The sequence below is a fragment of the Paracoccus aestuariivivens genome (genome assembly GCF_009711225.1).
Taxonomy (GTDB): Bacteria; Pseudomonadota; Alphaproteobacteria; order Rhodobacterales; family Rhodobacteraceae; genus Paracoccus; species Paracoccus aestuariivivens.
The window spans coordinates 59419-69907 of record NZ_WMIE01000018.1 but is presented as its reverse complement, the minus strand read 5'-3'; the positions used below and the strand labels follow the sequence as shown (position 1 = coordinate 69907).

10 protein-coding genes and 1 tRNA gene are annotated in these 10489 nt (G+C 60.6%); 3 read left to right on the top strand and 8 right to left on the bottom strand.

Annotated elements, in window-relative coordinates:
• Window positions 1-1106, bottom strand: a 1106-nt coding sequence (groL, locus tag GL286_RS18390) for a chaperonin GroEL (protein WP_155097029.1), incomplete at its 3' end; no start/stop codon positions are given.
• A 44-nt stretch (window positions 1107-1150) separates the two neighbouring features.
• The gene (locus GL286_RS18385; protein ID WP_155097028.1) at window positions 1151-1465 is read right to left on the bottom strand and encodes a co-chaperone GroES; all 315 of its coding nucleotides are present in this window, start codon (window positions 1463-1465) and stop codon (window positions 1151-1153) included.
• Window positions 1466-1759: 294 nt separating this feature from the next.
• On the opposite strand from GL286_RS18385, the gene GL286_RS18380 reads away from it, so the two are divergent.
• Window positions 1760-2224: a hypothetical protein gene (locus GL286_RS18380; RefSeq protein ID WP_211596417.1), complete on the top strand. Its 465-nt coding sequence runs from the start codon at window positions 1760-1762 to the stop codon at window positions 2222-2224.
• Window positions 2225-2409: 185 nt separating this feature from the next.
• Here GL286_RS18380 and GL286_RS22655 read toward each other — a convergent pair whose 3' ends face one another.
• On the bottom strand, window positions 2410-2958 hold the full coding sequence (locus GL286_RS22655) for a hypothetical protein (RefSeq protein ID WP_246185022.1): 549 nt from the start codon (window positions 2956-2958) through the stop codon (window positions 2410-2412).
• A 520-nt stretch (window positions 2959-3478) separates the two neighbouring features.
• Window positions 3479-3640: a hypothetical protein gene (locus GL286_RS18370; protein WP_155097027.1), complete on the bottom strand. Its 162-nt coding sequence runs from the start codon at window positions 3638-3640 to the stop codon at window positions 3479-3481.
• Window positions 3641-4064: 424 nt separating this feature from the next.
• On the opposite strand from GL286_RS18370, the gene GL286_RS22815 reads away from it, so the two are divergent.
• Window positions 4065-4193, top strand: coding sequence for a hypothetical protein (locus GL286_RS22815; protein WP_281352155.1), 129 nt, complete (start codon window positions 4065-4067; stop codon window positions 4191-4193).
• 564 nt (window positions 4194-4757) lie between these two features.
• Here GL286_RS22815 and GL286_RS18365 read toward each other — a convergent pair.
• Window positions 4758-5657, bottom strand: a complete 900-nt coding sequence (locus GL286_RS18365) for an AraC family transcriptional regulator (protein ID WP_155097026.1) — start codon at window positions 5655-5657, stop codon at window positions 4758-4760.
• 173 nt (window positions 5658-5830) lie between these two features.
• Here GL286_RS18365 and GL286_RS18360 point away from each other — a divergent pair, with 173 nt between their 5' ends.
• Window positions 5831-6859: an aldo/keto reductase gene (locus GL286_RS18360; RefSeq protein WP_155097025.1), complete on the top strand. Its 1029-nt coding sequence runs from the start codon at window positions 5831-5833 to the stop codon at window positions 6857-6859.
• A gap of 731 nt (window positions 6860-7590) precedes the next feature.
• Here the strand turns inward: GL286_RS18360 and GL286_RS18355 are convergent.
• The 3 genes from GL286_RS18355 to GL286_RS18345 form a co-directional block, all read right to left on the bottom strand.
• Window positions 7591-7680: transfer RNA gene (locus tag GL286_RS18355), tRNA-Ser, on the bottom strand.
• Between the two features lie 65 nt (window positions 7681-7745).
• Window positions 7746-9044, bottom strand: a complete 1299-nt coding sequence (gene preA, locus GL286_RS18350; protein ID WP_155097024.1) for an NAD-dependent dihydropyrimidine dehydrogenase subunit PreA — start codon at window positions 9042-9044, stop codon at window positions 7746-7748.
• Window positions 9037-10383: an NAD(P)-dependent oxidoreductase gene (locus GL286_RS18345; RefSeq protein ID WP_155097023.1), complete on the bottom strand. Its 1347-nt coding sequence runs from the start codon at window positions 10381-10383 to the stop codon at window positions 9037-9039. Before GL286_RS18345 ends, preA begins: the two co-directional genes overlap by 8 nt.
• Window positions 10384-10489 lie beyond the last annotated feature (106 nt).

The window sequence follows — 10489 nt, the reverse complement described above, 5'->3', positions numbered from 1 at the left end:
ACGCGCTCTTGCAGCTTCTCACGGTCGTAGTCCGAGGTGGTTTCCTCGATCTGCTGACGGATCTGGGCAACGCGGGCTTCGATTTCAGCTTTCTCGCCAGCACCGTCAACGATGGTGGTGTTGTCTTTGCTGATCGAAACTTTCTTCGCACGGCCGAGCATGTCGACGGTGACGTTTTCCAGTTTCATGCCCAGGTCTTCCGAGATGACCTGACCGCCGGTCAGGATCGCGATGTCCTGCAGCATGGCCTTGCGGCGATCGCCGAAGCCCGGAGCCTTGACGGCAGCGATTTTCAGGCCGCCACGCAGCTTGTTGACGACCAGCGTGGCCAGAGCCTCGCCTTCGACGTCTTCAGCGACGATGATCAGCGGCTTTTGCGACTGGATCACTGCTTCCAGCAGCGGGACCATCGGCTGCAGCGACGAGAGTTTTTTCTCGTGCAGCAGGATGTAGGCGTCTTCCAGGTCGGCAATCATCTTGTCGGCGTTGGTGACGAAGTAGGGCGACAGGTAGCCGCGGTCGAACTGCATCCCTTCGACGACTTCGACTTCGGTCTCCATGCCTTTGTTTTCTTCGACGGTGATCACACCCTCGTTGCCAACTTTTTGCATGGCTTCGGCGATTTGCTGGCCGATGAAGGCTTCGCCGTTGGCCGAGATGGTGCCGACTTGGGCGACTTCAGCCGAGTCGTTGACCGGACGCGAAGCCGCTTTGATCGCTTCGACGACTTTGGCGGTCGCGAGGTCGATGCCGCGCTTCAGGTCCATCGGGTTCAGGCCGGCCGCAACCGACTTCATGCCTTCGCGGATGATCGCCTGGGCCAGAACGGTGGCGGTGGTGGTGCCGTCGCCGGCTTCGTCATTGGTGCGCGAAGCGACTTCCCGGACCATCTGGGCGCCCATGTTCTCGAACTTGTCAGCCAGTTCGATCTCTTTGGCGACCGAGACGCCGTCTTTCGTGATGCGCGGAGCGCCGAAGGACTTGTCGATCACGACGTTGCGGCCTTTGGGGCCGAGGGTGACTTTGACGGCATCCGCGAGGATGTTCACGCCTTTGAGCATGCGGTCGCGGGCGTCGGTGCTGAACTTGACGTCTTTAGCAGCCATTCGAATTACTCCTTGGTCTTCTACTTGATCGGGGGAAATGGCCTTCAGGCGGCCTTTTCTGCTGCGACAGGGCTCTCGATGACGCCCAGAATGTCGCTTTCTTTCATGATCAGCAGCTCTTCGCCGTCGACCGTCACTTCGGTGCCCGACCATTTGCCGAACAGGACGCGGTCACCGGCGGAAACTGCCGGTGCGATCAGCTCGCCCGAATCCTTGCGCGCACCTTCGCCGACCGAGACGACTTCGCCTTCGGCGGGTTTTTCTTTCGCGCTATCGGGGATGATCAGGCCGCCCTTGGTTTTATCGTCCGATTGGACGCGACGGACCAGAACCCGGTCGTGGAGTGGTTTGAACGCCATGTTTGTTCTCCTCAATTGGACAAACAGTTTGTAAGGCCCCTCGCCTCAGAGGAAGGGCCGCGCGTGACCCTAGCGGCATCACGTGACAGAAGACCTACTACGCCTCCAGACGGTTTCAAGAGGGCCGGGAAAGATTTTTGTCACTCAGACACACAGACTGCCAACAGCTTGAGGACTCTGAGCAATAGCCTGTGATTCCAGTGCCCTCAAAGGAAGGACAGGCTTGACCTCTCCGGAGGTCAGGCCAAACTTTCCCTATGGGAAGAGTTCGTTCAGACTGATGCCGAGGGGTGCATGACGAACACATATCTCGCCGCTGCCCGTGATCTGGTGATCAAGGGAATGTGCGAAAGCCAGGTCGTTCTGTCCGCGGAGCTGGAATTTCATCTGGCTTCGACGCTCGCACACTACATCGATCACCCCATCATGCCGGACCGCCTGACGCTCCGTTTGCTGGAGATGGTCCAAAGGCGTGCGAGACAGAATGAAACGCGTGAGCTTGGCGACGAATGCCTGATTTCCTGCGCCTTCTTTGCCTCAAGGCTGACGCGCCATGGCGGCACGATCGTCCATTATGCCGGACTGGGACAGAATGCCTATGAGATTGCGGGGATGCCGGATGTGGCACATGGCTTTCCCGACATGCTGGATGTGCTGCAGGCCAGCAGTCCGGTCATCAGCGAACAGGCGCTGAGAGATGAGGACGAGCCACAGGAGGAACGTGCTGTCCTAATCCTGGGGCGGGGGCTCAGGTACTGACGCTATGCGAAATCCGAGGATGCTCGGCCCGGTCTCGTCAGAGTCTGGGACACGGGGCAAGGTCAAAGTTCATCGCGTTGCAGGTTGCCTCAAGATCGCCTGTCTAGGTGACCCAATTTTTCCCGCCAGCACGAGAGCGGATTAATTCAGATCCTCTCCCACCTGTCTCACGCCTCTAAAGATGCTCACGGGTCCAACTCCCGCGCCTTTGTTTCGGCAATCGTCTCGTGCAGCCGGGAATGGGCGGATTGCCATGCATCAAGCGCGCCCACAGCCTGATCGAGCGCCGTTCTGTCCGGCCCTTCAAATTGCGGAGCCGCTTCCTTGACCGCCCAGTAAAGCCGACGAACAACCGGGGTCACGCGCTCGAGCCATGCAAGGGCCTCTTTCAATGTCTGCTCGCTGCCGCCAGGGTCGGAACTTTCTGCCTCTTGCAGCGCCTGCAGTTCCAGTTCGCTCACACGCAGTGCGAGGGCGTCCATTCGGTCGTTGAACTGACTCTCAAGATGCGCACCTATACCATCCGTCTGCCCGTCCCCATGCAGCGGCTGCTCGTCATGGCCCCCTTTGCTTGTCGACCATGCCTCGTTGGTGGCCGGATCATCCATACCGTTCGTGGCGCGAACCAGCATGTCATACTCGGCCCCGCCTGTTTTTCGTCGCTCGCCTACTCGCGCCCTGTCCTGTAGGAGAGGGCGTTTCTCGACGCTGTCGGTGATATCTTCGGAATCCATTAAATGGACCTCCCTGTTGCCGGGCGAAAGGACACGAACCGGCATTGCTGATGTAAGATGCCTGGGGCGATGCTCCAGAGCAGACAGTTGGTATCTTTGCGATGGCCCGAGATCGAGCGGAACCCGTCGCTAATCAGTTGACCAGACCGCAAACATTGGCAAAACGTGGTCGGCTTTGAGAAGAACCGGAATGGCAGTCTGCTCGCCGTTCACATGCACAAGTCTAATAAGGCTTCCCCGCGCATGTGCGGTAACGCCTTCCAGACGCCATGGTGGTGAGGCATAGGTTTCACGTATCCCACTGAGACAGTTCACGAGTTCGATGTCTTGCCTCATTTTGTTTCCTTCGGGTGAAAGGCTGAAAAGGCGGGGAGGTCGCGACCTCCCCGCCTTGTCCTGTGAGTTATTCATTCAGCACATCGGTGCGGACGGGTAGTCCGAACCTCGCTGCGCCTTTTCTAGAAATGTAGTGTCTGATCGCCCGCAGAAACTGGGAGCGATCAGGCTTTGCTCGACGCCGTCAGCCGCGCTGGTCGCGCTGCTGCTTTTCATGCTCGCCGGGCCGCTCGATTTGATTGCTTTTCTCTCCGTCGCCGCGCTGAGGCATGTCAGGCGCCTCTTGAGTTTGCTGCGGGGGATTTTCCTGTTGGACTGGCTTCTTATGTTCTTGGTCGGCACCCATTGTCGGGTCCTCCATGACACCGCCGGAACATACCGGGGGATACACATAAGCTGGGGCCTTCGGCATTAAATTACATCGGGCGTCGCGGCGAAATCGCGTAGCCCCTAGTTAACGCCCGGAAGAAAGTAAGATCCCGTCATTCGCGACAGCAGCGAAAGACCTTCCTATCACTGCCAAAGGTGTCGGATGTCGGACCTGACTATCCATCGGACGGACCAAGGCGTTACAGCCAATCCCCTCCTCGCATTGCCGCCATTTACATGCACGGCCTACCAACCAGCCGTAGGGCCCTCGCTGAAAAATCACCTCGATCCCGGACTGCGGCCATGAAGTCGAATTCTAAGAAACTGGGTATCTATCCGCAAGGAAAGGTCTAGGCTTTCAAATCCGTCGATTCCCGATGGCAATCCGAAGGAGCAGGCCAATGGCCAAGGGCATGAACAAGCGAAAACGTGACGAAAAGAAGCCCAAGACGGTCAAACCCAAGGTCATCGCGGCTGCACCGAGCACCAAGGACAAAGTGTCCGGATTCGTCTCGGGTAAGCCTAAATGACTGGCGCGCAGGCGCAACCGGCAGAGAAATCCGCGACACACGCTGAAGCAGAACTGCAGATCATTCGAGCAATCCTGACGAATTGCTCTGCCTTGGGTGTCGCGCCAGGCGAAGCAAGAAATCTGGCAGCGCGCGCGATCGCGAACCGGAGACGAGTGCAGGGAAAAGCCTGAGATTGGGTTGTAAAGGTTGCAGAATCCGAGAGAGGGGCCAATCACTGCCGGTATCGTAACCTCGCGCCATTGCCGCCTTTCGCCGCGCAGGAATATCTCTATGATCCGCATCGGGCCGCCACAGTAGGCGCACGCTTTGGGCAGCGCCTGCCGAACTATCTCAACGGCAGCCTCAGGTGCGGCCCGCTGCGCACCGCCTGAACGACTGAACCCGCAATCATGCCGCGGCTGTGGTGCCACAGCGCAGTGGGTAGCTAACCGCCCGCAGGACATGTGACGGTCGAGATTTCTCGGCAACGCGCACGAACGGCAGTTATTGCCAGCTTGCTGCGTTCGCAATGCCGCGCCGCAGTGGTCAGCTCACCGCCCAATATGTCGATGTCGTGCCAGCTCAGACATCCACCTGCGGAGTGAGAACCCTGCGGATTTCCTGCCCATCCTGGCCGGGGGGCGATCCGAATAGACGGCGATATTCTCTACTGAACTGTGACGGGCTCTCATAGCCGATGGCGTAGCCGATCCTTGCGACATCGGCATTGTCGGAGAGCAGCAGGCGGCGCGCCTCCTGCAATCGAAGCTGCTTCTGGTACTGCACCGGCGTCATCGCCGTTACTGCTTTGAAGTGGCGGTGGAAGGTGGCAGGGCTCATGCCTGCGAGATCGGCAAGCTGCCGTACATTCAACTGATCCGCAAAGCTTTCGCGGATGCAGGCGAGGGCCCGGCCGATCCGCGCCATGTGGCTGCCTGCCAGGCCGATCTGGCGCAGCGCCGGCCCCATCGGGCCATTCAGCAGAAGCCAGGTGATTTCCCGCCGGATCAACGGCGCGAGGATCGTGATGTCGCGCGGTCGCTCGCACAGGGCCAACAACCGGCAGAGAGGATCGGCAAGCTCTGGCCCAAGGGCATGTACCGCCAGTGCCGCACCAGCGGGGGCGTCGTCAATTCCGTCCAGTTCCAGCAACAGATCGGAGATCGTCGCGGGGTCCAGGGCGAGACTGAAGGCCATATAGGGTCGATCCGGCGTAGCGCGCGTGATCTCCGCCCGGATCGGCACCTCCATCGAGGCGATCAGGCATTTCCCTACGTCATAGCGATAGGCGCGATCGCCAAGCATGCTGGTCTTGGCACCCTGCACCACGACGCAGAGCGACGGGCGGTAAACGGCATGGATAGGCCCGGTCGGCGCAGTGACCGAGGTCAAAAACAGCCCATCGATCGGGGCTTCCCGGCCATGCGCCTGCCATAGGCGGGCCAACAGCTCTTTGAGCGGGGCGAGATGATCGTTTTCCATGCCTCGCAATCTAGGATTTGTGCGCGGATTTCACAGCCCAAAATCGGTGCGAATGAGAGGATCGTGCAAGGATTTGCGAGGATCGGCGTGGCGAGCCAAAGTGCGGCAACCCTATCTTTGCCTTAACCCGGGGCATTCCGCCCTGGCGCCCACCCGGCATAAAGGAACATTCCATGCGTTATCGCACTCTTGGCCCGAGTGGCCTCCTCGTCTCCGAACTTTGCCTCGGCACGATGACCTTCGGCGGTTCTGAAGGCATGTGGAGCCAGATCGGGCAGGTCAGTCAGGAAGAAGCCGACACGTTGGTCAAGACGGCCGTCGACGCCGGCATCAACTTCATCGACACCGCCAATGTCTATGCGGGAGGCGAGAGTGAGCGCATCCTCGGTCATGCCATCCGCAACCTCGGCATCCCACGCGATGACGTGGTGATCGCGACCAAGGTTCTTGGGCCGATGGGCGAGGGCCCGAACGCCCGCGGTGCCTCGCGCGCCCATGTTTTGGCGCAGGCCAAGGCCAGCTTGCAACGGCTGCAAATGGATCACATCGACCTTTACCAGATTCACGGCTTCGATCCGTTGACCCCGATCACCGAAACGCTCGAAGCGCTCGATACGCTCGTGCGGCAGGGATATGTGCGCTACATCGGCCTGTCGAACTGGGCGGCCTGGCAGATCGTCAAGGCGGTCGGTATCACTGACGCAAGAAAGCTCGCGCCAATCCTTTCCCTGCAGGCCTATTACACGCTGGTCGGCCGCGATCTTGAACGCGAGATCGTGCCGATGCTGCAAGCCGAAGGCATCGGCCTGATGGTCTGGAGCCCGCTGGCGGGTGGTTTTCTCTCGGGGAAGTATAGCGATGGCAATACCGCGGAAGACAGCCGCCGGGTGAGTTTCAACTTCCCGCCGGTGGATCTGGAGCGCGGCGATGCCGCCATTGCCGTGATGCGCGAGATCGCATCGGCCAAAGGTTGCACCGTGGCGCAGGTGGCGCTCGCCTGGCTTCTGCATCAGCCGGTGGTGACCAGCGTGATCGTCGGCGCCAAGCAGATCGATCAGCTGCAGGACAACATCCGTTCGACAGAGGTGGCCTTGTCGGCCGAGGAGTTGCTGGCGCTCGACAAGGTGACGAAGCTCCCCGCCGAATATCCGGGCTGGATGCTGGAACGCCAGTCGCAATATCGCGCGCCGTCCGCCTCATAGAGGGGCGGACATCCCTGCGTCGCCCTGCCCAAATTTTTGGGCGGGGCCAATGACGCCAGTGCTAGCACCGACCTTGGCTTTGCTGCGCGCAGGGGTGGTGATGCCTCGGGAAGCTGGTGCGCGTATTGGGGGCTGGCGCAGGGTGGCATTGCTACGGTGGGGCAGCTGCAAGTGTAGCGGCTCGTCATCGATCTGACGGTTGCAGCGACGCTGCTGCACCAGCTTATCCGCCCGCAGATGCTGCTGATGACCCTTGCCGTGATCGGCTGCGTACTCGGTGTGCAGCGCTTCGCACGCTAGCGTTCGTCAATAACTCTCGCGATCCCGCCATCCACGACCGACAACGAGCTCCCGGAATGCCCAACTCCGGGTTGGCGGCCTTCTGGCCATCGGATGCGGCAATTGCCACTATCGCCGAATAGCGACGCGGTCGCGGCTCATTGGCTTCGACCTTCACCGGACAGCGAATGTTCGATTTCGGTACCTTTGCACTGACCGCGCCTGAAATCGAACCGGGTAAATGCCGCAATATTTTTAATAATAATAACAATTAAATAACGTCGCTTCACCGAAATCAGCACAGTCAACGGCTTCGGAGAAAATGGCGCCTAGAGAACGCTATTGGGGTTCGTGACGGCAAAACAGGTGTAACGCCGCACACGCATAACCCTCGAAAACAACGATAAAATACCGCCGTCTCTAGCCCTAGAGAATTGTTTTGTTAAGCCAAGTGGCGGAGGAGGTGGGATTCGAACCCACGGTGGAGTCACCCCCACGTCGGTTTTCAAGACCGGTGCATTAAACCGCTCTGCCACTCCTCCGACAAATGCCGACTAGCGCGAACGCGCGTAGGGGGCAAGGGGCCTTGAACAGTATCGTGCGACTTTCATTCGGCAGTCTGCGACATCGGGTTGTTCGGGTGGGTTGTCCAGTTCCCGTAAGGCTTTACGGCACGCCCCGTGCGGGCGTCGACTTCGCCGATTGCCAGTTCGCGCATCGAGATGCAGTTCTCGACCGGACAAACGTCAAGGCAAAGATTGCACGCGACACATTCTTCCTCTTTGACCGAGAACACCCGGCCTGGACCCATCTCGATCGCCTGATGTGAGGTGTCCTCACAGGTAGCATAGCAGCGACCGCATTTGATGCAGGCGTCCTGATTGATGACTGCCTTGGTGGTGTAATTGAGGTTCAGATATTGCCAGTCGGTGACATTCGGGACTGCACGACCGATCAACTCGGACATTGCGATGTCCTTGTCGTCCAGATAGTCGCGCAGTCCCGAGATTATTTCTTGAACGACCTTGAAGCCGTAGGTCATCGCTGCGGTGCAGACCTGCACATTGCCCGCACCCAAGGCCATGAATTCGGCCGCATCGCGCCAGGTGGTTATGCCGCCGATGCCGCTGATGGGTAAGCCATGGGTCGCGGGATTGCGGGCGATTTCAGCGACCATGTTCAGCGCGATGGGCTTGACTGCCGGGCCGCAATAGCCGCCATGGCTGCCCTTGCCGTCGATGGTCGGCTGCGGCGAGAACAGGTCCAGATCGACGGAAGTAATCGAGTTCACCGTGTTGATCAGGCTGACCGCATCGGCCCCGCCGCGCTTGGCGGCCTCGGCGGGCTTGCGGACATCGGTGATGTTGGGCGTCAGCTTCACGATGCAGGGCATCCGGGAATGCTGTTTGACCCAGCGGGTCACCATCTCGATATATTCGGGAACCTGACCCACGGCCGAGCCCATGCCGCGCTCGGCCATGCCATGCGGGCAGCCGAAGTTGAGTTCGACCCCGTCGGCACCGGTATCCTCGACCTGTTTCAGGATCGCCTTCCAGCTTTCCTCATCGCAGGGGACCATCAGGCTGATGACAAGGGCGCGGTCGGGATAGTCGCGCTTGACCGATTTGATCTCGCGCAGGTTCACCTCCAGCGGGCGGTCGGTGATCAGCTCGATATTGTTGATGCCAAGAACGCGGCGGTCGGCGCCATAGACCACGCCGTAGCGCGGGCCGTTCACGTTGACGACGGGCGGGCCTTCGCTGCCCAGCGTCTTCCAGACGACGCCGCCCCAGCCGGCCTGAAAGGCGCGGCGGACGTTCACTTCCTTGTCCGTGGGCGGGGCCGAGGCCAGCCAGAACGGGTTCGGGGATTTGATCCCGATGAAATTCGAGCGCAGATCAGCCATGAGCGGCCTCCATCAGTTGCGCGTGGATGTCCTCGGCCGCGTCGCGACCTTCGGCGACGGCGGTCACGGTCAGGTCGTCGCCCCCTGCGGCGCAATCCCCTCCGGCCCAGATGCCGGAGATCGACGTCCGGCCCGATCCGTGGATCGCGATCTTGCCGCCCGACATGGCAAGGCCGGTGGGCACGCCATCCAGTTTCTGGCCGATCGCGCGCAGAAGCTGGTCGGCTGGCAGGCGGAAGCGCTCTCCGGTATCCTCAAGCCCGCTAGGGCCTTCGCGGGTCAGCATGAATTCGACCTCGCGCACGGTGCCATTACCATGCACCTTCAGCGGCGCGGCATTGCAGATGATGCGGACGCCGGAATGGGTGGCGTGGTCCTGTTCATGCTGGCTGGCCGACATGCGGTTCTGGCCACGACGATAGACGATGGTGACGTTCTGCGCGCCCAGCAATTTGGCCTGAACGGCGGCGTCCACCGCGGTCATGCCGCCGCCGATCACCACTACATCGCGTCCGACGGGCAGAGTGGAAAGGTCGCCCGACTGGCGCAACTCGCGGATAAAATCCACGGCATGGGCGACATGGGCGCGGTTCTCGCCATCGGTGCCAAGGGCGCTGACGCCTTGCAGGCCAAGACCAAGGAACACAGCGTCGAAATCGGCGGTAAGGCTCCCCAGCGTGATGTCGCGGCCGAGCGCCTTGCCCGAGGCAAGGGTGATCCCGCCGATGCCCATCAGCCAGTCAACCTCGCGCGCAGCAAAGCCGTCCACGGCCTTGTAACTGGCAATGCCGTATTCGTTCAGGCCGCCAGCTTTGGGGCGGGCGTCGAACAGTGTCACCTCATGGCCCTTGGCGGCCAGACGATGCGCTGCCGACAGGCCCGCCGGACCCGCGCCGACGACCGCAACGCGCTTGCCGGTCGCGGTGCCTCGACGGAAGGGGTGACCGTCCTGTGCCATCAGGTGGTCGGTGGCGTAGCGCTGCAGCGCGCCGATCTCGACTGGCTTGCCCTCTGCCTCCATGCGGACGCAAGAGCCTTCGCACAGGTTCTCGGTCGGGCAGACGCGGGCGCAGATGCCGCCAAGGATGTTCTGGTGAAAGATCGTCTTGGCCGCCGCATCCGGTGTTCCGGTCGAGATCTGACGGATGAACAGCGGAATGTCGATCGAGGTGGGGCAGGCCGTGACGCAGGGCGCGTCATGGCAGAAATAGCAGCGGTCGGCAGCGACCCGCGCTTCGTGGCGGTCCAAAGGCGGTGCAACGTCCGAGAAATTCGCGGCGTAGGATTCCGCTGGCAAACGGCCGGGCACGACTCCGGGCGTGAGCTGGCTGTTGGTCATCGACGTGACCTCCCTGCTTGCTTGCTCTTGTAGGAATCAGGCTGGCACAGGTCAGTTTTTTTATCAAATGGTAAAAATATACGGTGTAGTTTTGTGTATATTTCTG

Bases quoted from the DNA above. Each gene is read 5' to 3' on its own strand.
- GL286_RS18385 (WP_155097028.1), bottom strand. From the start codon at position 1,465: ATGGCGTTCAAACCACTCCACGACCGGGTTCTGGTCCGTCGCGTCCAA.
- GL286_RS18380 (WP_211596417.1), top strand. From the start codon at position 1,760: ATGACGAACACATATCTCGCCGCTGCCCGTGATCTGGTGATCAAGGGA.
- GL286_RS22655 (WP_246185022.1), bottom strand. From the start codon at position 2,958: ATGGATTCCGAAGATATCACCGACAGCGTCGAGAAACGCCCTCTCCTA.
- GL286_RS18370 (WP_155097027.1), bottom strand. From the start codon at position 3,640: ATGGGTGCCGACCAAGAACATAAGAAGCCAGTCCAACAGGAAAATCCC.
- GL286_RS22815 (WP_281352155.1), top strand. From the start codon at position 4,065: ATGGCCAAGGGCATGAACAAGCGAAAACGTGACGAAAAGAAGCCCAAG.
- GL286_RS18365 (WP_155097026.1), bottom strand. From the start codon at position 5,657: ATGGAAAACGATCATCTCGCCCCGCTCAAAGAGCTGTTGGCCCGCCTA.
- GL286_RS18360 (WP_155097025.1), top strand. From the start codon at position 5,831: ATGCGTTATCGCACTCTTGGCCCGAGTGGCCTCCTCGTCTCCGAACTT.
- preA (WP_155097024.1), bottom strand. From the start codon at position 9,044: ATGGCTGATCTGCGCTCGAATTTCATCGGGATCAAATCCCCGAACCCG.
- GL286_RS18345 (WP_155097023.1), bottom strand. From the start codon at position 10,383: ATGACCAACAGCCAGCTCACGCCCGGAGTCGTGCCCGGCCGTTTGCCA.